Source organism: Mesorhizobium sp. CNPSo 4670 (assembly GCF_057784235.1).
Map to the genome: position 1 here is coordinate 174,311 of NZ_JBWJFQ010000002.1, position 26,266 is coordinate 200,576.

The 26,266-nt window shown below is 63.2% G+C and carries 22 protein-coding genes; 10 read left to right on the top strand and 12 right to left on the bottom strand.

Annotated features, from left to right (window positions below):
* Positions 1 to 2: 2 nt before the first annotated feature.
* The 3 genes from AC0ZT5_RS04285 to AC0ZT5_RS04295 all read left to right on the top strand — a co-directional run bounded on the left by AC0ZT5_RS04285 (position 3) and on the right by AC0ZT5_RS04295 (position 3,265).
* Positions 3 to 1,481 (top strand): YcjX family GTP-binding protein, encoded by a 1,479-nt coding sequence (locus tag AC0ZT5_RS04285; RefSeq protein WP_488495410.1) that lies wholly within the window; start codon positions 3 to 5, stop codon positions 1,479 to 1,481.
* Positions 1,478 to 2,575 carry a YcjF family protein gene (locus AC0ZT5_RS04290; protein WP_488495411.1) on the top strand — a complete coding sequence of 366 codons (1,098 nt, stop codon included), beginning with the start codon at positions 1,478 to 1,480 and terminating at the stop codon, positions 2,573 to 2,575. The genes AC0ZT5_RS04285 and AC0ZT5_RS04290 overlap by 4 nt, the downstream gene beginning before the upstream one ends.
* A 135-nt stretch (positions 2,576 to 2,710) precedes the next feature.
* A complete protein-coding gene (locus tag AC0ZT5_RS04295; RefSeq protein WP_488495412.1) occupies positions 2,711 to 3,265 on the top strand; it encodes a hypothetical protein in 555 nt (184 codons plus the stop codon).
* A gap of 77 nt (positions 3,266 to 3,342) precedes the next feature.
* On the opposite strand, the gene AC0ZT5_RS04300 is transcribed toward AC0ZT5_RS04295, so the two are convergent.
* Positions 3,343 to 3,609, bottom strand: a complete 267-nt coding sequence (locus AC0ZT5_RS04300; RefSeq protein WP_095085087.1) for a hypothetical protein — start codon at positions 3,607 to 3,609, stop codon at positions 3,343 to 3,345.
* A 246-nt stretch (positions 3,610 to 3,855) separates the two neighbouring features.
* Here AC0ZT5_RS04300 and AC0ZT5_RS04305 point away from each other — a divergent pair, with 246 nt between their 5' ends.
* Positions 3,856 to 5,691, top strand: coding sequence for a monovalent cation:proton antiporter-2 (CPA2) family protein (locus AC0ZT5_RS04305; protein ID WP_488495413.1), 1,836 nt, complete (start codon positions 3,856 to 3,858; stop codon positions 5,689 to 5,691).
* A 14-nt stretch (positions 5,692 to 5,705) separates the two neighbouring features.
* On the top strand, positions 5,706 to 6,251 hold the full coding sequence (locus AC0ZT5_RS04310; protein WP_095085089.1) for a DUF924 family protein: 546 nt from the start codon (positions 5,706 to 5,708) through the stop codon (positions 6,249 to 6,251).
* Between the two features lie 28 nt (positions 6,252 to 6,279).
* On the opposite strand, the gene folK is transcribed toward AC0ZT5_RS04310, so the two are convergent.
* From folK to folP, 3 genes are read right to left on the bottom strand one after another with little or no spacing between them, the layout of a single operon-like run.
* On the bottom strand, positions 6,280 to 6,792 hold the full coding sequence (gene folK / locus AC0ZT5_RS04315; RefSeq protein WP_488495414.1) for a 2-amino-4-hydroxy-6-hydroxymethyldihydropteridine diphosphokinase: 513 nt from the start codon (positions 6,790 to 6,792) through the stop codon (positions 6,280 to 6,282).
* Complete coding sequence (folB, locus tag AC0ZT5_RS04320; RefSeq protein ID WP_477288904.1) at positions 6,776 to 7,135, bottom strand: dihydroneopterin aldolase; 360 nt, start codon at positions 7,133 to 7,135, stop codon at positions 6,776 to 6,778. The genes folK and folB overlap by 17 nt, the downstream gene beginning before the upstream one ends.
* Before the next feature lie 3 nt (positions 7,136 to 7,138).
* Positions 7,139 to 7,990 (bottom strand): dihydropteroate synthase, encoded by an 852-nt coding sequence (folP, locus tag AC0ZT5_RS04325; RefSeq protein WP_488495415.1) that lies wholly within the window; start codon positions 7,988 to 7,990, stop codon positions 7,139 to 7,141.
* 119 nt (positions 7,991 to 8,109) lie between these two features.
* Between folP and AC0ZT5_RS04330 the strand changes: the two genes are divergently transcribed.
* Together AC0ZT5_RS04330 and AC0ZT5_RS04335 are read left to right on the top strand one after the other, a co-directional pair.
* Entirely contained in the window at positions 8,110 to 8,748 is a 639-nt protein-coding gene (locus AC0ZT5_RS04330) for a DUF922 domain-containing Zn-dependent protease (protein WP_477288906.1), read from the top strand.
* Positions 8,749 to 8,965: 217 nt separating this feature from the next.
* On the top strand, positions 8,966 to 10,444 hold the full coding sequence (locus AC0ZT5_RS04335) for an MDR family MFS transporter (RefSeq protein WP_488495416.1): 1,479 nt from the start codon (positions 8,966 to 8,968) through the stop codon (positions 10,442 to 10,444).
* Between the two features lie 33 nt (positions 10,445 to 10,477).
* Here the strand turns inward: AC0ZT5_RS04335 and AC0ZT5_RS04340 are convergent, their stop codons facing one another.
* The 3 genes from AC0ZT5_RS04340 to AC0ZT5_RS04350 form a co-directional block, all read right to left on the bottom strand.
* Entirely contained in the window at positions 10,478 to 11,506 is a 1,029-nt protein-coding gene (locus AC0ZT5_RS04340; RefSeq protein WP_488495417.1) for an NAD(P)/FAD-dependent oxidoreductase, read from the bottom strand.
* A gap of 186 nt (positions 11,507 to 11,692) precedes the next feature.
* Positions 11,693 to 12,013 carry a 2Fe-2S iron-sulfur cluster-binding protein gene (locus AC0ZT5_RS04345; RefSeq protein ID WP_488495418.1) on the bottom strand — a complete coding sequence of 107 codons (321 nt, stop codon included), beginning with the start codon at positions 12,011 to 12,013 and terminating at the stop codon, positions 11,693 to 11,695.
* Between the two features lie 99 nt (positions 12,014 to 12,112).
* On the bottom strand, positions 12,113 to 12,481 hold the full coding sequence (locus tag AC0ZT5_RS04350; RefSeq protein WP_457150771.1) for an Hpt domain-containing protein: 369 nt from the start codon (positions 12,479 to 12,481) through the stop codon (positions 12,113 to 12,115).
* Positions 12,482 to 12,751: 270 nt separating this feature from the next.
* Between AC0ZT5_RS04350 and AC0ZT5_RS04355 the strand changes: the two genes are divergently transcribed.
* Complete coding sequence (locus AC0ZT5_RS04355; protein ID WP_488495419.1) at positions 12,752 to 19,228, top strand: kinesin; 6,477 nt, start codon at positions 12,752 to 12,754, stop codon at positions 19,226 to 19,228.
* A 137-nt stretch (positions 19,229 to 19,365) separates the two neighbouring features.
* Positions 19,366 to 19,821, top strand: a complete 456-nt coding sequence (locus AC0ZT5_RS04360) for a macro domain-containing protein (RefSeq protein WP_488495420.1) — start codon at positions 19,366 to 19,368, stop codon at positions 19,819 to 19,821.
* A 38-nt stretch (positions 19,822 to 19,859) separates the two neighbouring features.
* On the opposite strand, the gene AC0ZT5_RS04365 is transcribed toward AC0ZT5_RS04360, so the two are convergent.
* The 4 genes from AC0ZT5_RS04365 to AC0ZT5_RS04380 all read right to left on the bottom strand — a co-directional run bounded on the left by AC0ZT5_RS04365 (position 19,860) and on the right by AC0ZT5_RS04380 (position 23,946).
* The gene (locus AC0ZT5_RS04365; protein WP_477288919.1) at positions 19,860 to 20,468 is read right to left on the bottom strand and encodes an ABC-type transport auxiliary lipoprotein family protein; all 609 of its coding nucleotides are present in this window, start codon (positions 20,466 to 20,468) and stop codon (positions 19,860 to 19,862) included.
* 79 nt (positions 20,469 to 20,547) lie between these two features.
* On the bottom strand, positions 20,548 to 21,921 hold the full coding sequence (locus tag AC0ZT5_RS04370) for an MlaD family protein (protein WP_488495421.1): 1,374 nt from the start codon (positions 21,919 to 21,921) through the stop codon (positions 20,548 to 20,550).
* 14 nt (positions 21,922 to 21,935) lie between these two features.
* Positions 21,936 to 22,757: an ABC transporter ATP-binding protein gene (locus tag AC0ZT5_RS04375; protein ID WP_477415816.1), complete on the bottom strand. Its 822-nt coding sequence runs from the start codon at positions 22,755 to 22,757 to the stop codon at positions 21,936 to 21,938.
* Between the two features lies 1 nt (position 22,758).
* Positions 22,759 to 23,946: an ABC transporter permease gene (locus AC0ZT5_RS04380; RefSeq protein WP_488495422.1), complete on the bottom strand. Its 1,188-nt coding sequence runs from the start codon at positions 23,944 to 23,946 to the stop codon at positions 22,759 to 22,761.
* 78 nt (positions 23,947 to 24,024) lie between these two features.
* Here AC0ZT5_RS04380 and dgcA point away from each other — a divergent pair, with 78 nt between their 5' ends.
* Positions 24,025 to 25,008, top strand: a complete 984-nt coding sequence (dgcA, locus tag AC0ZT5_RS04385) for an N-acetyl-D-Glu racemase DgcA (protein WP_488495423.1) — start codon at positions 24,025 to 24,027, stop codon at positions 25,006 to 25,008.
* Here dgcA and AC0ZT5_RS04390 read toward each other — a convergent pair.
* Positions 24,979 to 26,193 (bottom strand): MFS transporter, encoded by a 1,215-nt coding sequence (locus tag AC0ZT5_RS04390; protein WP_488495424.1) that lies wholly within the window; start codon positions 26,191 to 26,193, stop codon positions 24,979 to 24,981. The two genes, dgcA and AC0ZT5_RS04390, sit on opposite strands and share 30 nt — an antisense overlap.
* Positions 26,194 to 26,266: the final 73 nt, after the last annotated feature.

The window sequence follows — 26,266 nt, forward strand, 5'->3', positions numbered from 1 at the left end:
TTTTGGCATCATCGCTGACCACTTTCACCGACGAGGCGAGGATTGCCCTCGACACGCTGTCGGGCCGCGCCACCGGGCTTTTCTCTCCATCGCTGCGATTGGGTGTCACGGGCCTTTCCCGCGCCGGCAAGACGGTGTTCATATCGGCATTCGTCCACAATCTGATCCATGGCGGACGCCTGCCGCTGTTCGAGGCCCAAAAATCCGGGCGCATCGCCCGTGCCTTCCTCGAACAGCAGCCTGACGACGCCGTGCCGCGCTTCCAGTACGAGGATCACATCGCCGCACTGGTAAACGATCGCGCCTGGCCCGATTCGACGCGCGCCATTTCCGAATTGCGGCTGACCATCGAATATGAATCGGCCTCCGGCTGGAGCCGTATGTTTTCCTCCGGCAAACTGTCGGTCGATATCGTCGACTATCCCGGCGAATGGCTGCTCGACCTGCCGCTGCTCGGCAAATCCTTCGGTGATTTTTCCCACGAAGCCTTCGAGATGGCCGTTTTGCCGGTGCGCGAGGACCTGTCGCAAGGCTGGCGGGCGCTGTCGACGGAGATCGACCCGAACGCCGATGCAGACGAGATGATGGCGCGCCGCCTGGCCGAAAGCTTCGCCGCCTATCTGAAGGCGTGCAAGCTCGACGAGCGGGCGCTTTCGACCTTGCCGCCCGGCCGCTTCCTGATGCCTGGCGATCTCGAAGGCTCGCCCGCACTCACCTTCGCGCCCCTGGCTGGGCTAGGCGACAGGCGCCCACGCCCAGGGTCGCTGCACGCCATGATGGACAGGCGATACGAGGCCTACAAGACGCATGTCGTCAAACCGTTCTTCCGCAAACACATCACGCGCCTCGATCGTCAGATCGTGCTGATCGATGCCATGCAGGCGCTGAACGCCGGCCCCGGCGCCATGGCCGACCTGGAACGCGCGGTGACTGAGATCCTCAGTTGTTTCCGTCCCGGCCGCGGCAGCTTCCTCACTGACCTGTTTTCGCGACGCATCGACCGCATCCTGGTTGCCGCTACCAAGGCCGACCATCTGCACCACGAGAGCCATGACCGCTTGCAGGCGATCGTGCGGCGCCTTGCCGACCGTGCCGTGGCCCGGGCGAATTTCACCGGCGCCGATGTCGATGTGGTCGCCATGGCGGCGGTGCGCGCGACGCGAGAAGGCACCGTCAAGCAGGGCCGAGAGACGCTTCCCGTCATCATCGGCAGACCTATCGCCGGCGAGAAGATCAACGGCGAAACCTTTGACGGCAAAACGGAAACTGCCATATTTCCCGGTGATTTACCGGAGAATATTGATGCGGTGTTCGATGTTTCGGGGCCCGATCACAAGCAGGACTCCGTGGACCCGACAATCCGCTTCGTCCGCTTCCGTCCACCAAAACTCGAACGCACCGCCGAAGGTGTCACGCTGTCGCTGCCGCACATCCGGCTCGACCGTGCCTTGCAGTTCCTGATTGGAGATCATCTGGCATGACCGCGCCCCGCAAGCCGGCCGCATTTCGTATCGAGCCGGAAGCCAAATCGAAACAAGAGGCGCCTGAGGCACGCCGTGTCCAGGCCCAGGTTGACTCCCAGCGGAAGCCCCGCGCGATGAAGACCGATGTCGCGATGGTCATCCCGGCGGAAGTCGATGTCTTCGACGAGCCTGACATCGTTGCCGCCGAACCGCCGCCGGCGATCGCCCCCAGAAGGCGGTCGCTGCTCGGCAGCATCTTCTTCGGCGCCTTTGGCGTGCTGGTTTCGCTGGCTGTCGGCCTGTGGACCGATCAGCTCATACGTGACCTCTTTGCACGCGCCGAGTGGCTGGGCTGGCTGGCCGCCGGCATGGCGGCCATTGCCGTGCTGGCGCTGATGGTCATCCTGATCCGCGAGTTCCTGGCCATCGCCCGCCTCGCCGAGGTCGTAAAGCTGCAGAAACGGGCGCTCGATGCGATTGCGCGCGACGATCCCAAGGCGGCACGATCGGTGGTCGACGAGCTGTCGGCCTTCGTCGCGGCCAAGCCCGAGACGGCCGCCGGCCGGCACGCACTGGCCGAACTGCGCGGCGAAATCATCGACGGCGGCAATCTGGTGCGCCTGGCCGAAGCCGAAATTCTCGGCCCCCTCGACGCCAGGGCAAAGGTGATGATTCTCGAGGCCGCCAAACGCGTCTCGCTGGTGACGGCGGTCAGCCCGCGCGCGCTAGTCGATGTCGCCTATGTCGTGTTCGAGGCCGGGCGGCTCATTCGCCGCCTGTCGGAGCTTTATGGCGGGCGGCCGGGAACGCTCGGCTTCTTCCGCCTGGCCCGCAGCGTGCTGGCGCATCTGGCGGTCACCGGCTCGATCGCCGTCGGCGACAGTTTCGTCCAGCAGATCGTCGGCCACGGCCTGGCGGCGCGCCTTTCGGCCAAGCTGGGCGAGGGTGTCGTCAATGGCATGATGACGGCGCGCATCGGCATCGCGGCGATGGAGACAACGCGTCCCCTGCCCTTCAGCGCCGCGAAGCGTCCGGGACTGGGCGATTTCCTCTCGGCGCTGACATCGTTTGCAACCAGGAAGGATGCCGAAACGGCCCCATCCGGCAAGTGAACCGGGCTGCAGCTTTTGGATCTTCGGAATTGTTACCGGACTGCTTTACGGCGGCCCCGCGGTGACGAAGCATTAACCAATCTTGTTCATGGTCAGACCGGTTCCAAACAGCCTCTTTGTTGCCGGGTGTCGTCGATGAAAAGTGTAAATCTGTCCAGCGTCTTGCCCCTGGCAACCGTGATAACAGCACTCGTCGGCATTGCCGGAGCGGCTTCCGCCGCGGAGCCGGACAAGCAGTTCTTCCAGTCGGCCGAAGGCAAATGGATCGGACCCGGCGAAATCGTCGCCGGCAAGTACAAAGGCACCAAATTCAACTGCAGCTTCACCGGCTCGACGCCGGACGGCAAGGTCGGCATGACACTCGACGGCGGTTGCCGGGTCGGCATGTTCACCCAGCAAATGTCGGCCACGATCGAGCGCAAGGGCCGCGAGGGCTACAAGGGCAGCTTCATGGGCGGCGCGACCGGTTCCGGCCTCGACATCATCGGCGGCAATGTCGTCGACGCCCGCAAGGTCGTCTTCACCATCAACCGCAACCAGCTTCGCGGCGTGATGCAGGCCCGCATCCCCGACGACAATTCGATGACGGTGACCATTGCCGTGCGCGTCGACGACCAGTTGGTGCCGGTGATCGGCATGAGCCTGAAGCGCGTCGATTCCATCGAAGTCGGCTCCATCGCGCCAAACTGAACAATCATAGATCACTAAAAGCAAAAAGGCGGCGACCCAAGGGTCGCCGCCTCGTTCAAACCACTTCAATCCTGCGCTTAGCCCTTGATCGCGGCCGTCACCTCGTCATAGGCCTTGCAGGCGTCGGCCAATGTCGTGGTGCCCTGATATTTGGTTGTGACCGCCTGCACCTTGGCCGTCAGATCAGCCGCCTTGGACGGGTCCTTGGTGATAGCCTCCTGCAGCGCGGCAGCCATGTCCTGCGCTTTCTTGGTTGCGATCTCGGCCGTGCACTCGGGCGCCTTCGAGCAAGCCGAACCGGCTAGCACCGCCAGGCCGACGGCAACAAACAAAAACTTCTTCATGTCAGTCATCTCCTCAAAAGGGCTCGACTTGATCGTCGCTCACCCTCCAATGGCCGAAGCCGAGCGTCCTTAGCCTTCGATTGTGGCAAGATGCAACGCGTTCCCAGCGTCAACTTGTGTAACGCGCCCGCAACATCGCTGGTGATCCGGATTCGGGCTGTTCGATACCCACCGAAGCCCCTATCTTCGCCGCTTGTCAAAGAACTTCGAAATCGGAATCGGTCCTCAAACGAGCGGAATGGCGGAATGGCGGTAGAGGCATCGAGCAACGATCTGGTTCAGGTGGTGGCGCTGCTTGCAGCCGGCGTTGTCGCCGTTCCCATCTTCAAGCGCATGGGCCTCGGCTCGATTCTCGGCTATCTGGCCGCCGGTGTGGTGATCGGCCCGTTTGGCCTGCGCGTCTTTTCCGAATCGGAAGCCATCCTTCATGTCGCTGAGCTCGGCGTGGTGATGTTCCTGTTCATCATCGGACTGGAGATGCAGCCGTCGCGGCTATGGGGTCTGCGCCGCGAGATATTTGGCCTCGGTGCACTGCAGGTTGCCGTCTGCGCGGTCTTGCTGACCGCTGTTGGCGTTGCGGGAGGGTTTCCAATCTCGCAATCCTTCGTCGCCGGCGCCGGCTTCGTGCTGACCTCGACGGCGATCGTCATGCAGCTTCTGGAGGAACGCGGCGAAATCGCCGAGCCGAAAGGCCAGCGCATCGTCTCGGTGCTGCTGCTCGAGGACCTGGCCATCGTGCCGCTGCTGGCCCTGATCGCATTCCTGGCGCCCGGCGGCGCCGACACCAGCCTGGCGGAGCGCTTCACCGAGATAGGCATCGGCCTTGCCGCGATCGTCGGACTGGTGCTGGCTGGACGCTATCTGCTCAATCCGTTCTTCCGCATCCTGGCGGATGCCCGTGCCCGCGAGGTGATGACGGCTGCCGCCCTTCTCGTCGTCCTCGGATCGGCGCTCGCCATGCAGCTCAGCGGCCTGTCGATGGCGATGGGTGCATTCCTGGCCGGCGTGCTGCTGTCGGAATCGACCTTCCGGCATCAGCTCGAAGCCGACATCGAACCCTTTCGCGGCATCCTGCTCGGCCTGTTCTTCCTTGCCGTCGGCATGTCGCTCGACCTGCATGTGGTGGTCGCGAACTGGCGGCTGATTGCCATCTATGTCGTCGCCTACATGGTGATGAAGGCGCTCGGCATCTACATCGTGGCCCGGGTCCTGAAAACCCGCCATCGCGAAGCGTTGGAGCGTGCGGTCTTCATGGCGCAAGGCGGCGAATTCGCCTTTGTCCTCTATTCGGCTGCCGCCGCTGTCGGCATCATCGACAACCAGGCCAACGCGACCCTGACCGCGATCGTCATCATCTCGATGGTGCTGACGCCGCTGGCGATCATCGCCCTGCGGTATCTCACACCGCGCGACGAGCAGTCGCTCGACGGGGTCGAGATAGCCGATGGCCTGACCGGCAGCGTGCTGATCATCGGCTTCGGCCGCTTCGGTCAGATCGCCAGTCAGCCGCTGCTCCTGCGCGGCATCGATGTCTCGATCATCGACAACGATGTCGAAATGATCCAGGCGGCGGCCGATTTCGGCTTCAAGGTCTATTATGGCGATGGCACGCGGCTGGACATCCTGCATGCAGCCGGGGCTGGCCGCGCGCGCGCCGTGCTGATCTGCGTCGACAAGCCGGATGTGGCCGTTCGCATCGCCCAGCTGATCAAGGCCGAATTTCCGCTACTCACTGTGCTCGCCCGGGCTTTCGACCGCGGCACAGCCCTGCAGCTCATTCGTGCCGGCGTCGACTTCCAGCTGCGCGAAACCTTCGAATCGGCGCTGGTTTTCGGCGGCTCGGCACTGGAATCGCTCGGCGTCGATCCCGAAGACGTGGCAGAGGTGATCGAGGATGTGCGACGCCGCGATACCGCCCGCTTCGAAACCCAGCTCGCCGAAGGTGTTCGCGCCGGACAACGCTTCCTGAGGGGTAATATCGGCACGCCCATTCCCACGCCCCTCACCCAGCCGCGCCGCACCGGCCGGGCACTCAATGAAGAGACAGCCGGTGTTTTGCACAAATCCGAACCCGCGGACTGAACAAGGAGTTTTGCATGGAATTGGACAGCAGAGCCCTGTCGGTCACCAAATTCTGGCGCGACGCCGGCGAGGATGCATGGTTCGAGAAGAACGAGGCTTTCGATGCCGACTTCCGCAACCGCTTTCTCGATCTCCACTATGCCGCCGCGCGGCGTGAATGCGACGACTGGTCGGCACACGCCGAAGGCTCGCTGGCGCTGATGATCCTGCTCGACCAGTTTCCGCGGAACTGCTTTCGCGGCACCGGCCATATGTGCGCGACCGATCCGCTGGCGAAGCATTTTGCTCAAAAGGCCGTCGCGGCCGGCCATGATCTGGCACTGGAACCTGAAGTCCGCGTGTTCCTGTATTTGCCGTTCGAGCATTCGGAAAACCTTGCCGACCAGGAGGTATCGGTCGAGCTGCACAAGGCCAAAGCCGAGTTCAACCTGAAATATGCGCTCGAGCACCGCGATATCATCCGGAATTTTGGCCGTTTTCCGCACCGAAACAGGATGCTTGGCCGCGAGACCACACCCCAGGAGCAAGCGTTCCTGGATGGCGGCGGCTTCTCCGGTTAGAAGGTCCTGCTGTCGCCCCGCCCGGGCATCAGACCAGCCACCAATCCCGGCCGGACGGCAATCGCTCGATACCGGAAGTGTCGACCGCGACCAGCCGGTCCGCGACGCTGCGGCCACCGACAACCAGGCCCGGCGCAATCTCCGCCAGCGGCGCCAGCACGAAGGCGCGTTCCAGCATGCGCGGATGCGGCACTTCCAGTCCGGTCTCGTGAATGACGCGGTCGCCGAACACCAGAATGTCGATGTCGATCAGCCGCGGTCCCCAGCGCTCCTCGCGCACCCGCTTCAGTCTGCGCTCGGCATCCAGACAGAGGTCGAGCAAGGCGCGCGGCACCAGTCCGGTGGAAATTTCGGCAGCCGCATTGAGAAAATCCGGCTGATCGAGCTTGCCCCAGGGCGGTGTGCGATAGAGCGAGGATACGCCGGTGACGCGCGTATCTGCGTCGGCATCCAGCATGCGCAGCGCCGCGCTCATCGATTTCGCCGGGTCGCCAAGATTGCCGCCAAGGCTGAGATAGACCGTGCTATTCGGGCCAGACAACGGTCACCTCGACGTAATCGATCACACCGGGGACCGGAGCGTTTGGCTTGCGCACCGTGATCTCGGCTTTTTTGATCTGCGGAAAACGCGCCGCCAGTGCACGGGCGACCTCGAGTGCCAGGGATTCGATCAGAAAGCGGCGCTGTCCTGTGATGATCTTTTCGATCTCCGTGAAAGCGATACCGTAGTTGACCGTGTCCTCGATGGAATCATCGACAAGCGCCCGGCCGGGATCGACGGTGAGAGCGGCATCGACATAGAAGCGCTGGCCGAGCCTTTCCTCCTCGTCCAGCACACCGTGCCGGGCAAAGAACGCGCAATTCTTCATGCGGATGACATACATCGCTCAGTTTCTCGCCTGGTCGCTTTGACGCGCCAGCATAGCATCTGCGAGCGCCAGCGCGTCCACGTTGAATGCGACATCATGGACGCGAAACAGATCGGCGCCCTTGAGCCGCAGGATGACGCTGGTCGCCGCCGTTCCGACACCCCTGCCAGCCGCGTCGCGGCCGGTCACGGTGCCGATGAAGCGCTTGCGCGAGGTACCGGCCATCAGCGGCAAGCCAAGTGCACTGAGCTCGGAAAAGCGCGCCATCAGATCGAGATTTTCCTCCGCCGTCTCCTTGGCGAAGCCGAATCCGGGATCGAGCACGATATGGTCGTCGGCGATGCCATGCTGGCGGGCGATTTCCAGCGATTTTCGCAGGAACGCCAACTGATCGGCAATCACGTCCGGCAGCTTCTCGCGGCCCCGCCCGGTATGCATAATGACAAGGCCGGCGTCGGTGTCGGCGGCGACGCGGGCAATGTCGGGCTCGCGCTGCAACCCCCAGACATCGTTGACGATGTGTGCGCCGGCGGCGACCGCGAGCCGGGCGGTGTCGGCGCGGTAGGTATCGACCGAAATCAGCACCCCGCCGGCACTCGCCAGCGCTTCGATCACCGGCAGGATGCGGGCCTGTTCGTCGCTCGCCGATATCGCGGCGGCGCCCGGGCGGGTTGATTCCCCGCCGACATCGACGACCAGTGCCCCTTCCCCCATCATGCGCCGTGCCTGGGCCAACGCCTTTTCGGGGGCGTCGAACAGTCCGCCGTCGGAAAAGCTGTCGGGGGTGACGTTGAGGATGCCGACGACTACGGCTTTGCCGCCAAGGTCGAGATGGCGTCCATGTGCCAGCTGCCATCGCCTAGCCGTCATTTGCTCAGCAACCATGGGCTCATCAACCAAGAGGCTCATCAACGATGTGTGATCCGCTACGGATCAATTCCGTTGCGCTGGCAACGGCCGTAAAGCAAGGTGGTCGAAGAGGCAACATGATGAACCGATCCATGCTTGGCGTGAAACCATCCCTGCTCTGTGCGCTGCTGCTTGCCGCCACTGCCGTCCCGGCTGGTGCGGCCAATCTCGTCAAGACGTACAGCTATTTCGCCATTGGCGGCAGCACCCTCGACGACATCGAGGCACAACTCTCCAAACGCGGGCCGGAGGTCAAAAGCACGGGCACGCGGCACCCGGGCGCAACCCAGATGGCCTTCACCACCCGCATCAGCTATGCCAAGACTTCGAACTCCTGCCGGATCGCCGACGCGGTTGTGACCGTCAAGGTGAAGGTGATCCTTCCCGAATGGCGCCGCTCGCGCAAGGCCGATGCCGATGTCAGGCTGTTCTGGGACACGCTGGCCGCCGACATCAGACGCCATGAAGAGCGCCATGTCGAGATTGCCAAGAACCATGGCCGGGAACTCGAAGAGGACCTGAAAGCCACCTACCCGCAAAGGAATTGCGACGCTGCCAAGGCCAAGGCCGCCGAAATCACCGCGGCCGTTCTGGCCAGGCATGACCGGGCGCAGCTGCAGTTCGACCGTGTCGAAAGCGTCAATTTCGAAAGCCGCATCCTGAGGCTGCTGCGCTATCGCATCGAACGCATCGAGAGGGGTCAGCTGCCGCCGGCCTGACTCGAAAACCCGCGGCGCCGGCGAAAGCCAAATCCACCGAAGCGTAGTGCCAGCCTCGAAAAACTTTCGGGCGCCTGTCGAAATCGGCCTATTACGGAACGACATATAGCAGGGCTCGCCAGGCGCGGGCTTCAAAACGCCAATGCGATCAAAACGGTCAAAGGGACCGGAACGGCCGGACAGTGCCGGTCAATCGCAAGCTTACGGATGAACGATCATGGATCAGGCTGTCGACAAGCCAACGATGGTGGAAGCCGGCGTGCCACTGAGCGAAACCGAAAAGAACGCCATCATCGCCGGCGTGCTGCTGTCAATGCTGCTGGCGGCACTCGATCAGACCATCGTGGCGCCTGCCATGCCGACCATCGGGCATGCGCTCGGCCATGCGCAATACCTGCCGTGGATCGTCACCGGTTACCTCTTGACCGCGACCGCCATGGCACCGCTTTACGGCAAGATTTCCGACGTCTATGGCCGCCGGCCCACCGTTTATGCGGCGATCCTGATCTTTCTCCTGGGTTCGCTGGTCAGCGCCATGGCCCCCAACATGTTTGTGCTGGTTGTCGGGCGGGCGATCCAGGGCGCCGGTGGTGGCGGCCTTTTCACCTTGACGCAGACTGTCATCGGCGACCTCGTTCCGCCACGCGAGCGGGCGCGCTACGCTGCCTGGATCTCCGGCACCTGGGCTGTCGCCAGCATCGCCGGGCCGCTGCTCGGCGGCACTTTCGCCGAACATCTGCACTGGTCGTTGATTTTCTGGATCAACATTCCGCTCGGCCTGCTGGCCATGGCGATCATCAACAACCCGCTCAAGAAGCTGCCTATTGCCGCAAAGCAGCATCGCATCGACGCCCTCGGCGCGCTGCTGCTTGTCGTGGCCACGGCATTGCTGCTGCTGGCGCTGAACTGGGGCGGCAGCGAATATCCATGGCTGTCGCGCGAAATTGTTGGGCTGCTGGCCGTCTCGGTGGTTTTCTGGGTCGCGTTTGCCTTGCGGCTGCTGCGCGCGGCCGAACCACTCATCTCGCTTGAAGTGCTGAGCAACCCGATCGTTCTCGCCGGCACATCGTCGATGTTCCTCTTGCAGGCCGCCAACATAGGTCTGGCGGTCTATCTGCCTGTCTATCTGCAGTCGATTGTCGGCCTCTCGGTCAGCGAGTCGGGTCTGGCGATGCTGGGCCTGCTGCTCGGCACCGTGGCCGGCGCCACATTCAGCGGACGGACAATACCGCGCTTCGTCCATTACAAGCGGATCGCGATGGTCGGCGTGTTCTTCTCGATCCTATGTCTCGGACTGCTTGCTCTGGTCGCCGGGCACGCCTCGCTGCTGGTTGTCGAGATCTTGACGATCTGCATCGGCCTGGGAAGCGGAACCACCTTCCCGGTCGCCACCGTATCGGTTCAGAATGCCGTCGATCGCGCGCATCTTGGCGTCGCAACCGGCGTTCTGACCTTCCTGCGATCGCTGGGCAGCGCGCTCGGCGTCGCCATGCTCGGCGCTGTCGCGCTTGGCTACGGCTTGCCGCTTGCCGGTGAGGGCACGCTTGCCGTCGGACAGGCTATTTCAGTGGTGCCCTTCGTGATGATCTTCCTTGTCGCCGCGGCAACGCTGCTGCTGGCGCTGATCACACTAGGCCTGATGCCGGAAAAGCCCCTTCGCGGTCAGGCCGACCATCCTCCGGTGATGGCGGAATAGAAGCGGTCGGCGAAACTGAGTCGATCCAGCGGCTCAGTCGACGACGCCGAGCTTCTTCTGCAGGCTGGTCGACGAGGTCGTGTACTGGAACACGATGCGTTCGCCGGGGCTGATGATGCGCTTGGCCGCCTGCGCCATCAGCGCCACCTCGTGGAAGCCCGACAGGATCAGCTTCAGCTTGCCGGGATACCAGTTGATGTCGCCGACCGCGAAGATGCCGGGCACCGATGTCTGGAACTTCTCGGTATCGACCGGAATGAGGCTCTCGTGCAGATTGAGCCCCCACTCCGCGATCGGCCCGAGCTTCATGGTCAGGCCGAAGAACGGCAGCATGCGCGTGCAAGGCACCTCAATATCGCCGTCCGGTCCCTTGATGACAGCCGATGAGAGATGGCCGTCGGCGCCGGTCAGTCCGGTCACTTGCCCGACCTGGAAATCGAGTTGCTTCATCTCCTGCATGGCATACATCTTGTTGACGCTGTCGGGTGCGGCGCGGAATTCGGGCCGCCGGTGCACCAGCGTCACGCTCTTGGCCACCGGCTGCAGGTTGAGCGTCCAGTCGAGCGCCGAATCGCCGCCGCCGACAATGACAAGGTCGTGGCCGCGAAAATCTTCCATCCTGCGTACCGAATAGAAGACGCTTTTGCCTTCATAGGGTTCGATGCCCGGGATCGGCGGCCGCTTGGGCTGGAAGGAACCGCCGCCGGCGGCAATCACCACGACCTTGGCTTCGAACACCTCATCCTCGTCGGTGGTGACGCGAAAGCTGCCGTCCTCCAGCTTTTCCAGGCTGGAAACCATGCGGTTGTAGGTGAAGTCAGGCTTGAACGGCGCGATCTGCTCGAGCAGTTTGTCGACCAGTCCCTGCGCCGAGATCGAAGGCCATCCTGGAATGTCGTAGATCGGCTTTTCCGGATAGAGTTCCGCGCATTGGCCGCCCGGCCGGTCGAGGATGTCGATCAGGTGGCACTTCATGTCGAACAGACCGAGTTCGAACACGGCAAACAGGCCGACCGGCCCTGCCCCGACAATGAGGACGTCTGTCTTGGTGATGTCGGCCATGCGGTGTGCCTCGCTGCGCATGACCCCGAAAATCGTAATCGATTTTCGGAAAGGATCATGCCCCAAATAAAAGTGCTACAGCGTCCTTTGCGCGTCCAAGAGGACGCGCGGCGCTGTAGCGGAACCCGAGCGACACTGCATGAGCAATCCGCCGCTGCCAAGCAGTAGCCGGCAATAATCAGTGTCTCAGCCCTGGCGGGCCGGCACCCGCACGACCAAACCGTCAAGCGCATCGCGCACCTTGATCTGGCACGACAGCCGCGAGTTCGGCTGAACGTCGTAGGCGAAGTCCAGCATGTCCTCTTCCATCGCTTCCGGCTCGCCGACTTGCGCCGTCCATCCCTCGTCGACATAGACGTGGCAGGTCGCGCAGGCGCAGGCGCCGCCGCACTCCGCCTCGATCCCCGGCACCGCGTTGCGGATCGCGTTCTCCATGACCGTCGAGCCGTTCTCGGCGTCCATGTCGAATTGTGTGCCGTCATGGGCGATGAAAGTCAGCTTGGTCATTTGTCACCTGAAGGGAGTCTCAGCCGAGATAATCACTCCGGCTGACAAGTCAACTGCGCGCGAAAGCGCCGCTCGGTGACGTTTTTCCGCAAACCGGGTTCAGCGACTGATGGCGGCGATGAAATCGCGCACTTCGTCGATCAGCGCGCCAAGCCGCCCGAGCGTCTGGTTGTCTTCCGGCCGGTGCTCGATCTCGGTGGCGCAATCGGCGATGGCAAAGGCACCGACACCGCGTGCCGAACCCTTCAGCCCATGCGCCAGCAGAAGCCGGTCCTTGATGTCGGCATCGACTATTTTCTCGCGCACCGACAGGGCCTGTTGTACAAACAGCGCCAGCACCTCTTGCTCGAGGCTGCGGTCGCCCATGGTCTGGCGGGCAAGGTGTGCCAAATCGACCGGCCGTGACCGCCTAGGTCCGGATACGTCGCCCCCGGGCATTGAGAAGGCAATGCCGCTTTCGCCACGCATGAACTCGAACTCCGTTTCTTCGATCGCCCGAAAAACTAGGCGATTCCAGTGGACAACGGGTTAATGAGTGGCCGGGAAAAATGTTGCGAAAGCGGCGCCGAAATCACGCTTCCGTTAACCTTATATTTAAAGTTTTACGTATCTCGCGGAATGCATGTTTTCTTTACCCCCCTGTGTCATTACGATACGAGGGGTCCATTTTCAGCCTCCTGCGCGGGGTACGATAAAAACAGAATAATAAGCCGCGGCAGCTAGTACAGGGTAGTAGGCATGGCAAAGAAAACAACGACGACGAGAACTCTCGACAACGATGTGGCCAGGGAACTGGAAAAGGCGCTTGATCTAGACCTCAGCAGCGATGCCGGCGACCTCGACATCGCGGCTTCGATGGAAGATCTGGAAGCGCAGATATCGCAGGCCGCCGACGAACTGGCGCGCGAGGGACGCAACGATAAGCCGGCCCCAGCGGTCAATCAGAGCCAGACCGCGCGCAGTGAGGCCACGAAACCCGCGCCCCAGCCTAAGCCCGCCGAGTTGCGCCCCGTCGAAACACGCAATGGCGCCCAGCCCGCGGGTTTCGCGCCAGCCAACGACGATCGCCAGAAGGACTACAAGACGCTGCTGCACAGCCTCAACAGGCGTGCCTCGAACACCATTTACTGGGTCGTTGCCTTTGTCTCGCTCGCCTGGTTCGCCGGTGCAGGCGGTCTGGCCAACCTCCTTTTCGGACCGAGCATCTGGAGAATCCGCACGCTCGACCAGTTTCTCGCCCGTCCCGAACTGATCGGTCTGGCAGTTGCGGCAATTGTGCCCGTCATTCTGTTCTGGGCCTTCGCGGCGATGATTCGCCGCGCTCAGGAAATGCGCATTGCCGCCCAGTCGATGACCGAAGTGGCCTTCCGCCTGACCGAGCCGGAAAACCTTGCCCAGGATCGCGTCATGATGATCGGCCAGGCCGTTCGTCGCGAAGTCGCCGCCATGGGCGAAGGCATCGAGCGCACGCTTGCCCGCGCCGTCGAACTGGAAACGCTGGTCCACAGCGAAGTCAACCAGATCGAGCGCTCCTATTCGGAGAATGAGTCCCGCATCCGTTCGCTGGTCGACGGGCTCGGCAGCGAGCGTGAAGCCGTCGTCAGCCATGCCGAGCGCGTCCGCGCCTCGATCACCGGCGCGCATGAGACGCTGAAGGACGAGATCGGCGCCGCCTCCGACATCATCCGCGACAGCATCCTCAATGCGTCTACCAAACTCTCGATGACGATCACCAATTCCGGCGACACGCTCATCGACCGCATCAATGAAAGCTCGTTGTCGATCTTCGATTCGGTGGAAGGCCGGCTCGATACGATCACCGACAAGCTGTCGACCTCGGGCGAGGCCTTCGCCAGCCTTCTCGACACCCGCATAGCCAAACTGACCGACACCACCGACGGCCTGACACGGTCGTTGACCGATCTCCTCGACGATCGCACCACCGGCATGGTGTCTCTGCTCGGCGGTGCCGCGCGCACCCTCAATTCGGAATTCGAGGCCAGCCTCAACGGCATCGAGCGGACGCTCGCCGAGCGCGGCCAGGCGCTGATCAGTGAGTTCCAAACCCGCGCCGAGGCGCTGGACACCGGAACGCAGAAGCTCAACGCGGCGCTCGAGGCCCGCGCCCGCCAGATCAATGAGACGCTGGTTGAGCGTGCCCGCGAAATCGCGCACACGTTTGCCGAGAGCAAGGACACGCTGTCGGCGATGATCGATCAGGGCAAGACCCAGATCGGTGCCGACATGGCCGACATCGTCACCTCGACCTCCTCCATGCTCGAAGCCCGCGCCAGCGACTTCGCCGGCCGCATGGAAGCCGCACGTCACGTCGTCTCACGTTCGTTCGATAGCGACATTCAGCGGCTCGCCGATGCCCGCGCCGGCATCGAGGAAGCCGTCGAAAACCACAGCCGCAAGCTTTCGGAAAGCCGCGAGCGCATGGCCGAGGCCATGCAGGCCGACCTGGCGAAGTTCGAAGAAGGTCGCGCTGGCATCGATGCCGCGGTGACCGACCAGGTGCAGAAGCTGGCCGAAGGCCGCAGCCTGATCGCGCGCGCCCTCGAGGAGGATCTGCGCAAGGTCAATGAATCGCGGGCGGCCATCGATGCGTCGCTCGGCGGCCATCTTGAAAGGCTGGAAGAAGGCCGCAACAGACTCTCTGCTGCCTTGAACGAAGACTCCGGGAAACTGGTACAAGCTCGTACAATCATTGATGAAATGGTTGCTGGGCACGTCGGCAAGCTGGCCGAGGGCCGCAGCATCCTGTCGCGCGCTTTGGAAGCCGATCTCGGCAAATTGTCCGACAGCCGCGCCAGCATCGACGGTCTCGTCGCCGGCCAGGTCGAGAAGATCGCCGAGGGTCGCGCCGTACTCGCCAAGGCACTGGAAAACGACATCAGCGGCATCAAGAGCCTGATCGAAGCCCATTCCGCCAAGCTGGCGGACGACCGCACGCAGCTTTCCCAGTCGCTCGACAACGATCTGTCCAGCATACGCGGCCTGATCGACAGCCATGCGGGACGGCTGGTCGAGGATCGCAGCCTGCTGTCGCAGACGCTCGAGGCTGACCTTTCCAAGTTGGCCGAAAGCCGATCGAGCATCGATGGCCTGGTTGCCGGCCAGGTCGAGAAGCTCGCCGAAGGCCGCGACATTCTCAAGCGGGCGCTGGAATCCGATCTGAACACGATCAAGGGCGTCATTGCCAGCCAGTCGGAAAGGCTCGCCGAGGATCGCGGGCAGCTTTCGCGGGTGCTGGAAGCCGACCTGCAGAATGTGAACAGCGTCATCGCCGACCACATGAACAAGCTCGTTCAGGATCGTTCGACCTTGTCGAAGGCGCTTGAAGATGATCTCGCCAAGCTGGCGGAGAGCCGCTCCAGCATCGACGGGCTGGTCGCCGGCCAGGTCGAGAAGTTGTCGGAAGGCCGCAACATCCTGCGGCGTGCGCTGGAAGCCGACCTCAATGCGATCCAGAGCACCGTTGCCGACCAGTCGCAGAAACTGGTCGATGACCGGGCACAGTTCGCCCGTGCGCTCGAGGCCGATCTCGAAAGCGTCAACAGCCTTGTCAACAGCCACTCCGAACGGCTCGCCCAGGATCGTTCGACGTTGTCGAAGGCACTCGAGGCTGATCTCGAAAACGTCAGTGGCCTGGTAGGCAGCCATGCGGAACGGCTTGTCGGAGAGCGCTCGACCCTGTCCAAGGCGCTCGAAGACGATCTTGCCAAGCTGGCCGAAAGCCGCTCCAGCATCGACGGGTTGGTTGCCGGTCAAGTCGAGAAGCTGTCGCAAGGCCGCGACATCCTGCGGCGCGCGCTGGAAGCCGACCTCAATGCGATCACGAGCACCGTTGCCGACCAGTCGCAGAAACTGGTCGATGACCGGGCGCAGTTCGCCCGGGCACTCGAGGCTGATCTCCAAAACGTCAGCGGCCTGGTGAACAGCCATTCGGAAAGACTTGTCGGCGAGCGCTCGACCCTGTCGAAAGCTCTCGAAGACGATCTCGCCAAGCTGGCGGAAAGTCGCTCCAGCATCGACGGACTGGTCGCCGGCCAGGTCGAAAAGCTCGCCGAAGGCCGCGATATCCTCAAGCGTGCGCTGGAAGCCGACCTGCAGAAGCTTTCCGCAAGCCGCAGCGATATCGACGACATCATCGCCGGACATGTCGGCAAGCTGTCGGAAGGCCGCAACATGCTGGCCCGGGCGCTGGAAGACGATCTCGGCAAGCTCGCCGAGACCCGCCAGGACGTCGACCGCTCGCTGTCGGGCCATATCGACCAGATCGCCGCCAGGAGCACCGATATCTCTGCCGCGATCGCTGCCGATGTCGAGAAGATCGAGCAGGCGTTCAGCCGCCAGACCGGTGTCATCGAGGAGCGCGCCGGCACCATGGAGCGTGCGCTCTCGACAGGCGTCGACAACGTCCGAGCCGTGCTCGAGAAGAGTGCGGTCTTCGTAGCCGGCGCGTTGCGCGAAAAGGTCCTCGAAGTCACCAGCACGCTGCATGAGCAGGCCGGTGCCGCGTTCAGCGACGCCGACCGCAAGATCGCCGAGCGCGCCGAGCAGACCTCCGCCGCCCTGCTGGCCAGGGCCGAAGACATCGCCCGCACCTTCGAGGAGGCCGATCGTCGCCTCCACACCCGTGCGGAAGATACGTCGAACGCCTTGCTTGCCCGCGCGGATGACACCTCCAGCTCCCTGCTGGCCCGCGCCCATGAAACCGCTGACCAGCTGGCCGCTCGTGCAAGCGAGATAGCCGGTACCTTCGACGTGGCGGACCAGAGGATCGCCGCCCGCGCCCAGGAAACCGCTGATCAGCTAGCCGCCCGGGCCCAGGACACCGCCGACCATATGGCCACCCGTGCGGCCGAGATTGCCGGCGCGTTCGATGCGGCAGACCAGAAGCTGGTCGCCCGCGCTGTTGAAACCGCACAGTCGCTGGCCGCCCGCGCAGGCGACATCCTGCGTAACTTCGAAGGCGCCGATCAGCGGCTCGGTATGCGCATCGGGGAATCTGCCGAGGCGCTTGCCGCACGAGCATCGGATCTCGGCCGTATCTTCGATGCCGCCGACCAGCAATTGGTCTCGCGCATCGCCGAAGGTTCGGAAGCGCTGTCGAGCCGTGCGTCGGAAATCGGCCGCATCTTCGACGAAGCCGATCAGCGTCTGGTGTCGCGCATCGCCAGCAGCTCGTCGACGATCGGCGAGCATGCCGAGACCATCGTCGGCGCCTTTACCGACACCGAGCAGAGGGTCGCCGAACGTGCGAGGCGGACCGGTCAGGAAATGGCCGTGCATGCCCGCGAAATCGAGCAGGCGCTTACCGGCGCCGACGAGCGGCTCGCATCGAGCGCGGCGGCGGCCGCCGCTCGTGTCGAAGAGCAGGTCTCAGGCGTCGAGAACCGCCTCGCCTACACGGCAGAGACGATGGGCCAAAGGATCAACGAACAGGTGGCGAATGCCGAGGCGCAACTCGTCTCGCGCGCGAATGTGATCGCGGAGACCTTCACCGCGGTTGGCCAGCATATCGGCCAGAGCACCAACGACGCCGCCAAGACGATCGGCGCCAACACCCGCGAGCTCAACACCATGCTCGCGGCGCGTTCGGCCGAAATGTCGAAGATCCTCGACGAAACCGCGCGGCCGCTGGTCGAGCGCTTCGCCCAGGGCGGCTCGGAACTGCAAAAGAGCATGGAAGAGGTCACCGAACGCGCCACCGAGAAGCTGCGCAGCGAGAATGCCGCACTTGTCAACGCGCTCGCCAACCGCACCGCCGAGACCTTGTCGGCGGTCGAAGGCGCCCGTTCGTCCCTGTCCGACAGCGTCGCCGATCTCATTGGCCGCATGACCACGTCCAGCTCGCAGCTCGGTCAGTTGATCGAGCAGGCCGCGGTCAATCTCGGCCAGGTCGACGAACGTCTGAGCGGCAGCACGCAAAGCTTCGCCGCCACCACCGAGAAGGCCGCGCAAACCTTCGCCAGCTCGGCACGGCTGGTCGATTCGAACACCACAAGGCTGACGGAACTGTCGTCGTCTACCTTGCGCGAAGTCGCATCGATCGCCACCAAGTTCGATGAACACAGCCGCCTGCTGGCCAGCGCCTCGGACCTGCTGAGCTCGGCCCAGAGCAACCTCGAGCACACGCTCGAAAGGCAGTCGTCGCTCGAGGATCTCGCCGTCGGCCTGGTCAAGAAATCGGAAGATCTCGAAAGGGTCATGCGCTCGTTCGAAAATCTCGTCGGCCAGACGCTGCAGAACGCCGAGGGCAAGACGATGGAGTCGGCCGACAAGATCCGCAACGCCATCACCGACGTCGTCGATTCGGCGACCAAGCGCTTCGCCGATGCGACCGAAGAGATGCGGCGCACCGCGGGCTCGATCAAGAGCGAGCTCGACCTTACCCGCGCCGAGCTCAAGAAGGGCGTCATCGAGATGCCGGAAGAGGCAAAGGAATCGACCTCGGCCATCCGCCGTGCCGTTTCCGAGCAGATCAACGCCCTGAAAGAGCTTTCCGAGATCGTAGCGAAGTCCGGTCGCGGCGGCGGCGATGCCTCCGAGCAACGCAACCTGCGCCCGGCACCGCAAGCGCCGGCCGCACGCCCTGCCGAGCCACCACGGCGTGCACCACCGGCACCGCAGCCGGAGCTGCGTACACCGGAGGCGCCGTTGGGCGGCGTACCACTGCGCGGCACGCTCGACCTGGAGCGTCCGGCCGAGGCGGCACCGCGCCAGCGTGCAGATGCCGGCGCCCGTACGCCACAGGGCGGCTGGGTGCGCGATCTCCTGACCGGGGCATCGCGCGAAGAGGACGCCAGGCCGGCGACGCCCGCGGAAGCACCGCGCGCGGCTCCTGCCCAGCGCTCGCCGCTGCATGTCGTGGAATCGCTGAACTCGCTCTCCGTCGACATCGCGCGGGCCATCGACCACGATGCTTCGATCGAGCTGTGGAACCGCTACAGGCGTGGCGAGCGTGACGTCTTCACGCGGCGGCTCTACACGCTGAAGGGCCAGCAGACGTTCGACGAGATCCGTCGCAAGTATCAGGCGGAGGCCGAGTTCCGCACCGCCGTCGACCGCTACTGCGACGATTTCGAAAAGCTGCTCAAGGATGTCTCGCGCAACGACCGCGACAACATCATGGCGCAGACCTACCTGACGTCGGACACCGGCAAGGTCTACACCATGCTGGCCCATGCCAGCGGCCGTCTGCACTAAGGGCGGGACAGCAAAACAGAAAGGGCGACCTGCCCTTTCTGTTTGGAGCCAATCCTGAAAAGATCGTTTCGAATGCCGCCAATCTCGCGATTTGGTTGGATGCTAGTGCTGTGGATTGAGGCTGGGATTTCGTGGCAATGCAGACAATTCGTGGTGATCTGCTTCAGCTTGCACTCGATGGAAAGTTCGATGTCATCGTGCACGGATGCAACTGCCAGTGCAAAATGGGCAAGGGAATTGGTCTTTCGATAAAGCAGCGTTTTCCCGAGGCTTACGCCGCAGACTGCGCAACACCGAAGGGCGACCCGGCCAAGCTGGGAAGCCTGTCCGTTGCTGAGATCAGGCGAGAGGGCCGCACGTTCCATGTCATCAACGGCTACACGCAGTTCCATTGGCAGGGAACAGGCATGAGGGCAGACTACGAAGCAATCCGGAAAGTCATGCAGGCCATCAAAGCCAAATTCACAGGCAAGAGGATCGGGTACCCGAAAATTGGCGCAGGGCTGGCTGGAGGTGATTGGGAAACGATAGCCTCAATCATCGAGGACGAACTCGCCGGTGAAGATCACACGCTTGTCGAATACGCGGCCTAACCCGTTTCGGCTCACCGGCTCATCGCTATTTGACCCCTTCAGATGACCGAATCCGTCCAACGCACGATCTGCTTGGCGGTATCTCCAAACGCGCTGTCGAGCGCGCTGACATAGGCAGGATTGCCGCTGCCTGAAACGGGCGCCGATGCGGTGAAGCTCTTGGAGGCTCGCACCTCGCCATTGCGGTCGTTCAATATCCGCACGAACAGGTCAACCTCGGCGTGCTCGCCGCCGTCGACGCGGACTTCGAAAGACCGGACCTCGACGATCACCTGGTAGTCGATCGCCAGGCCCTCGCCCGGCTTGCCGACGCCGGCAAAGCTGCCCGAACGCTGGAAGGTCTCGGCCAGCCGCGCCTGCACGATCAGCGGCAGCCGGTCGGCCCATTGCGCGCCCTTGAGATACTGGATCGAGCGATCCGAGGGCTTGATGACGATGTTTTGGCTGTCCAACGCCTTGAGTGCCGACGGCTGCGCGATCAGGATTTGTCGGCGGCTGTGGCCATGCGCGTCGACCGAAGGCGCCGACAGCTCGAACGTATCGAGCGGCGCGGGCTTGCCGCCCAACACAGCGCAGCCTGCTAGCGTCAAGGCAAGCAGTGCCGCAGCCGATGTCAATCCGCCCGTTCTCACCCACACAGACTTCACGCGCGATCCCCGTTGTCCCCGGATCGTAAGATCAACCCGCTTTCTTGGCTCATGTTCTTGGGGCGTGCCGAAGCCGAAGTCAACGCCGCGCCCTGCCATCGAATTGCCGGACCTCGCCATCGCCACCCGAAAGGATGCGCTGCGGATTGCGGCTGAGATCCGTTACGGCTTCCTCAATGCGACTGATCGAACGGCGGCTGTCCTGCACCAGCGCCTCGACATTCGAAAGCCCCTGGCCCGAGAAGCGTGCCAGATTGTCGGTAATGACGCCCAGGCGGGAATTCAAAGTGTCGGCAACCTGCTTGAACGACTTGAGCGTATCCCTGGCATCGGCCATCACGCCGTCGGCCTGCCCCGATCCGAGCAAGGTGTCGACCTTGGCCAGGATGCCGTCGACACGCACCGAGGCATCGTTGAGCCGCTGTGCGAGTTGCTTGGCATCCTTGATCGTCTGGTCGATGTCGTCGGCCCGGTTGGCGAACTTGTCGGTCACCTTAGCGATGTCGGCGGCGGCCTTGTCGGCGTTTTCGCTGGCTTTCTGGATGTTGGCCAGTGCGGAGCGCACCTGCGCCGGATCGATGCCATCGAGCACGCCGTCGACCTTGGCCAGCGTGCCTTGCGTCTGCTTGGCGAAATCGTTGACCGACCCGACCGCGGTGTCGACATTCTTGATCACGCCGTCGAGCTGCGTCGACGTCTGCTTGAGATTCGCGGTTGCCGTATCGACGTTGGCGACGATGCTCTTGATCTTGTCCTTGTCGACGGCATTGAGCAGGCCTTCGGCTGCTTTCAGCGTGCCGTCGAGCTTGCCGGAAACGCCTTTCAGCTCGTCGGAGAGCGCACTGACGCTGGACAGGAACTTGTCGATGCCGTCCGAATTCTTGGCCAGCGCATCGGAGAAAGTCTGCGCGTTCTTGACCGTTTGCGTCAGCGGCCCGCGCACGTCCTTGGTGAAGCCTTCAAGCTCCGAAAGAACCTTGTCGGCGCGGGAGAAGATGTTCTGTGCCGTCTGCAGCAGGTTGGTCACCGCCGATGGGTTGGCGACGATCTCGGCGACCTTGCCTTCCTTCTCGGCCTGGTCGAGGAGCTTTACTTCCTTGGGGTCAGCGCCCTTGAGTTCGATATTGGCCTGTCCGGTGAGGCCGGCGAGGCCGATATCGGCCTGCGTCGACTTGGTGATCGGCGTCAGGCGATCGATCTCGGTGTCGGCGATGGCGACGGTCGGATTGTCGACATCGATATAGACACGCCTGACATCACCGACCTTGACGCCGTTGAACAGCACGAAGCTGCCTCGGCCAAGTCCGGAAGCCGAGCCCGGAATACGCACGCGCAGCAACGTGGTCTCGCCCTTGTCGCCGATCGCCGCCGTCCAGTAGACGAAGGCAAACGCCGCCAGGATCGCGGCCAGCGTGAAAATGCCGACAATAACGTAGTTGGCTCTGGTTTCCATTGTCCCACTTATGGCTATGCGCGTGCCGCAAGATCAAGTTGCCGGGCACGTTTTCCGCGGAAATAGGATTTTACCCACGGCTCCTCGCTCTTCAGCATGTCGTCAATGGTGCCTTCGACCAGCACTCTCTTCTTGCCGAGCACGGCGACGCGATCGCAAGCGGTGAAAAGCGTGTCGAGATCGTGCGTCACCATATAAACGGTCAGATCCATCGTATCGCGCAGCTTGACGACCAGTTCGTCGAACTCCGCCGCGCTGATCGGATCGAGGCCGGATGTCGGCTCGTCGAGGAAGACGATGTCGGGGTCGAGCGCCAGCGCACGTGCCAGCGCCGCCCGCTTTATCATGCCTCCGGAAAGTTCGGACGGAAATTTCTGCGCCGCGTCCGGCGGCAGCCCGACCAGCTCGACCTTGAGCATCGCCAGTTCGTCCATCAGCTTTCGCGGCAGGTCGAGATATTCGCGCATGGGCACCTGGACGTTTTCCAGCACCGTCAGCGCCGAAAAAAGGGCGCCGTGCTGAAACAGCACGCCAAGCCGCATGTCGACGCGCAGACGCTCGACGTCGCTCGCCTTCTCGACATCGACGCCGAACAGCTTGATCGTGCCCGACTGCTTGCGCGTCAGGCCGAGAATGGTGCGCAGCAGAACGGATTTGCCGGCGCCCGAGGCACCGACAAAGCCGAGGATCTCGCCGCGCCGGATATCGAGCGACAGCTTGTCGAGGATGAGCTTGTCGGCGAACGAGACGGTGATGTTGTGCGCAGAGAGCACAATGTCGCCCTCGCCCGTTTCGTCCGCGATCGCGACCGCTTTTTTTCTGCTCAGCAGCGCCATCTCAGAACTCGATCGCTGCGTAGAAGATGGCGAAAAGCCCGTCGAGGATGATGACGACGAAGATCGACTTCACCACCGAGGCGGTGACGTGCTGGCCGAGCGATTCGGCGCTGCCGCCGACCTTCATGCCTTCGACCGAGGCGATCGTGCCGATGATCATGGCCATGAACGGCGCCTTGATCAGACCGGCGAAAATGGTGCTGAGATCGATGGCGACGCGCAGCCGGTCGATGAAGGCAGCAGGTGCGATATCGGAGTACAGCCAAGCCGCGGCGATGCCGCCGCCGAGTGCCGCGAAATTGGCAATGATGGTGAGGCACGGCAAGGCGATGACCAGCGCCACGAGGCGCGGAAAGACCAGCACGCCGATCGGGTTGAGGCCGATGACCTTCAGCGCGTCAACCTCTTCGCGCATCTTCATCGAGCCGATCTCGGCGGTGATCGCGCTGCCGGAGCGGCCGGCAATCATGATCGCCGTCATCAGCACGCCGAGTTCGCGCAGGATCAGCACGCCGACCAGGTCGACGACGAAGATATCGGCGCCGAAATAGCTGAGCTGATAGGCACCCTGCTGGGCAACGATGGCGCCGACGATCGCCGACATCAGCACCACCACCGGAATGGCGCCGACGCCCATGCGGTCGATCTGGTTGAAGATCGCCGCCGGGTTGACGGCATGGCCACGGCCGAGCTTCATCTGCGCGCCGCGGATGGTGGCGCCGAGGATGTTCATCGAGGCGAGGAAGTCGTCGCGCATCTCGTAGACGCGCCGGCCCACCGCCTCCAGCGCGCGAATGATGATGTTGGGTGGCCGTGCCGGACCGGATTCGGGTTCGCGCCGGACGGCCTCGCCCACCGCATCGAGCAGGATGTTGGCAATCTCGCTCTGGCCTTGCATGCTGATCTTGACGCCCTTCTTCTCGAAGGCACTGACCAGCCGGTCGATCAGCCAGGCGCCGGCGGTATCTATCTTCTCGATCTTGGAAAGATCGAGCGCCAAGGTCTTGAAACCACTTCGCTTCTCGATCTTGCGCATGTCGGCGTCGATCAGCGCGACGGTCCGTGTCGTCCAGATTCCCGAGAAGACGCAGCCGAGAACGCCGTCCTCCTCGCCGATCGCCACGCGCGGTTCGTGGTCAGCCTCCCCCGCGGTCGTGCCGCTTGCGTCGCGCTTGCCGATGGTCAACATGGCGTCCTGTTTAGCCTGACGGAACCAAGCTGTCGATTTGCCGACTCGCCCGTTGTTGCATAGCCGGAGCAGAAAAATATGGCGCGTGTCATTTCGGTTGAGGCAGAACGTTTCCCCATCGCCGGAACCTTCACCATTTCACGCGGTTCCAAGACCGAGGCCGAGGTCATCACCTGCACGATCAGCGAAAACGGCCACGCTGGTCGCGGCGAATGCGTTCCCTACAAGCGCTATGGCGAGACCATGGATGGCGTCCGTGACGCGATAGAGGCCATGCGGGACCGGATCGCAGGTGGGATCAGCCGGAGCGCCTTGCTCGACGCCATGCCGGCCGGAGCCGCCCGCAACGCCATCGACTGCGCTTTGTGGGACCTGGAGGCAAAGATCAGCGGAATGCCGGTGGCTGCTGCCATTGGCGCTGTATCGTTAAGGGCACTTGAAACGGCCTACACGCTGTCGTTGGGTGAACCGGAAGCGATGGCGGCGCAGGCGCGTGCCAATGCGGCGCGGCCGCTGCTCAAGGTCAAGATCGGCGGCGACAACGACGTCGCCCGGATCCGCGCCGTTAGGCAAGCCGCGCCCGACAGCCGCATCATCCTCGACGCCAATGAGGGCTGGACCGACGACAACATCGCCGCGAACCTCGCCTTTGCCGCCGAGCAAGGCATCGCGCTGATCGAACAGCCGCTGCCGGCCGGCAAAGACGAGATCCTGTGCCATATCGCGCATCCCGTACCGATCTGCGCCGATGAAAGCGTGCATGAGGCTGACAATCTCGAAGCGCTCGTCGGCCTCTATGATGCCGTCAACATCAAGCTCGACAAATCGGGCGGACTGACGGCGGCGTTGGTGCTGCGCGATCACGCCCGCGAGCTGGGTTTCGGCGTTATGGTCGGCTGCATGGTCGGCACGTCGCTGGCGATGGCGCCGGCGGTATTGCTCGCCCAGGATGCCGATTTCGTCGACCTCGACGGTCCGCTCCTGCTTGCCCGCGACCGTGTGCCAGGCCTTGTCTACCAGGGATCGCTGGTGTCACCGCCTGATACGGCGCTGTGGGGCTGAGCGCGCCGCAAGCCCGATCAGCACCAGTCCGATCAAGGCGATCGGGATCATGGCAAAAAAGCCGTCGACGCCGAAGCGGTGGTAAAGCGGGCCGGACGCCAACGTCACCACCGCCATGAAGAAGCCGTTGGAGAAGTAGGCGATGCCTTGCGCAGCACCTGTCCGTTCCTCGGAGACCGTTTCGCCGATCATCTTCTGCAGGCCGATCAGAACCAGCGCCACCGAGACCGAATGCAGTGTCTGGACGCCGAAAAATCCGGCAACGCCGAGGCCGAGCGGCCACACAAGCGGAAAGGCAATCCAGCGCACGATCGCCCCGACCCCCGCCATCACCATGATCGAGACGACCGAGAACGAGCTAAAATAGCGGGTGAACATCATGAACATGCAGACTTCCGCGACCACGCCCCAGGCCCACAAAAGGCCGACAACCGAATCGCTGAGGCCGATCGATTTCCAGTAGATGGAGACGAAGCCGTACAGGAATGCGTGGCTGGCGGTGATGACGCCGACACCGATGGAAAAATACAGGAAATATGCGTTGAGAAGCTTCGGCGCCACGTGCTGGATGTCGGTTGCCGACAGCGGCGAGGCGCGTCGCGGACGGCCGAGACGCGGCGCCAGCAAGCCGGCCGCAAGGGCCGCGGCAAGCGATGCGAAAATGATCACCGGAACGGCCCCGGAGCCGGTTGCCGACAGGATGAAGCCGCCGGCGACATTGGCGAACAGGTAGGAGATCGAGCCCCATTTGCGCATGCTCGTATAGTTCGAGCCAAACCGGCGCACACCCGAAAGTGCCAGCGAATCGGCGAGCGGCGAATGCGGCGTCCAGACGATGGTCAGCGCCAGCGACACCGCCAGCACCATGGCGTAGCTCGGCGTCAGGAAATAACCGGCCGACAGCAGCAGCGACGCCGCCACCAGCGCGATATAGACATTGGCACGGTCCCCGGCTCTGTCGGCAAGTGATGTCAGCAATGGCGTCGTCACCACGCGCAGGAACATAGGCGCCGCCAGAATGACGGCGATCTGCTCGGCGTGGAAACCCTTGGCCTCTAGCCACAGCGGGAAATAGGGCACATGCGTTCCGAGCGGCACGAACAGCGTCGCGAAGATCAGGCTCATGCGCAGTTCGAAATGGCTCGGCTTGACGAGTTGTTCGGGCGACAACGGCGGTAGCGACATGAATCGATCCAATAACGCTGCGCTCTACGGCCGGCAACGTGTCGATCCCTTAACATGGGCGAAAACCGGGCGA

What these genes read in the sequence shown, in the direction of transcription:
- AC0ZT5_RS04290 (WP_488495411.1), top strand. Translation starts at nt 1,478, where the DNA reads ATGACCGCGCCCCGCAAGCCGGCCGCATTTCGTATCGAGCCGGAAGCC.
- AC0ZT5_RS04310 (WP_095085089.1), top strand. Translation starts at nt 5,706, where the DNA reads ATGGAATTGGACAGCAGAGCCCTGTCGGTCACCAAATTCTGGCGCGAC.
- AC0ZT5_RS04295 (WP_488495412.1), top strand. Translation starts at nt 2,711, where the DNA reads ATGAAAAGTGTAAATCTGTCCAGCGTCTTGCCCCTGGCAACCGTGATA.
- AC0ZT5_RS04335 (WP_488495416.1), top strand. Translation starts at nt 8,966, where the DNA reads ATGGATCAGGCTGTCGACAAGCCAACGATGGTGGAAGCCGGCGTGCCA.
- dgcA (WP_488495423.1), top strand. Translation starts at nt 24,025, where the DNA reads ATGGCGCGTGTCATTTCGGTTGAGGCAGAACGTTTCCCCATCGCCGGA.
- AC0ZT5_RS04350 (WP_457150771.1), bottom strand. Translation starts at nt 12,481, where the DNA reads ATGCGTGGCGAAAGCGGCATTGCCTTCTCAATGCCCGGGGGCGACGTA.
- AC0ZT5_RS04360 (WP_488495420.1), top strand. Translation starts at nt 19,366, where the DNA reads ATGCAGACAATTCGTGGTGATCTGCTTCAGCTTGCACTCGATGGAAAG.
- folB (WP_477288904.1), bottom strand. Translation starts at nt 7,135, where the DNA reads ATGTATGTCATCCGCATGAAGAATTGCGCGTTCTTTGCCCGGCACGGT.
- AC0ZT5_RS04345 (WP_488495418.1), bottom strand. Translation starts at nt 12,013, where the DNA reads ATGACCAAGCTGACTTTCATCGCCCATGACGGCACACAATTCGACATG.
- AC0ZT5_RS04375 (WP_477415816.1), bottom strand. Translation starts at nt 22,757, where the DNA reads ATGGCGCTGCTGAGCAGAAAAAAAGCGGTCGCGATCGCGGACGAAACG.
- AC0ZT5_RS04340 (WP_488495417.1), bottom strand. Translation starts at nt 11,506, where the DNA reads ATGGCCGACATCACCAAGACAGACGTCCTCATTGTCGGGGCAGGGCCG.
- AC0ZT5_RS04370 (WP_488495421.1), bottom strand. Translation starts at nt 21,921, where the DNA reads ATGGAAACCAGAGCCAACTACGTTATTGTCGGCATTTTCACGCTGGCC.
- AC0ZT5_RS04305 (WP_488495413.1), top strand. Translation starts at nt 3,856, where the DNA reads ATGGCGGTAGAGGCATCGAGCAACGATCTGGTTCAGGTGGTGGCGCTG.
- AC0ZT5_RS04355 (WP_488495419.1), top strand. Translation starts at nt 12,752, where the DNA reads ATGGCAAAGAAAACAACGACGACGAGAACTCTCGACAACGATGTGGCC.
- folP (WP_488495415.1), bottom strand. Translation starts at nt 7,990, where the DNA reads ATGACGGCTAGGCGATGGCAGCTGGCACATGGACGCCATCTCGACCTT.
- AC0ZT5_RS04380 (WP_488495422.1), bottom strand. Translation starts at nt 23,946, where the DNA reads ATGTTGACCATCGGCAAGCGCGACGCAAGCGGCACGACCGCGGGGGAG.
- AC0ZT5_RS04300 (WP_095085087.1), bottom strand. Translation starts at nt 3,609, where the DNA reads ATGAAGAAGTTTTTGTTTGTTGCCGTCGGCCTGGCGGTGCTAGCCGGT.
- AC0ZT5_RS04330 (WP_477288906.1), top strand. Translation starts at nt 8,110, where the DNA reads ATGAACCGATCCATGCTTGGCGTGAAACCATCCCTGCTCTGTGCGCTG.
- AC0ZT5_RS04390 (WP_488495424.1), bottom strand. Translation starts at nt 26,193, where the DNA reads ATGTCGCTACCGCCGTTGTCGCCCGAACAACTCGTCAAGCCGAGCCAT.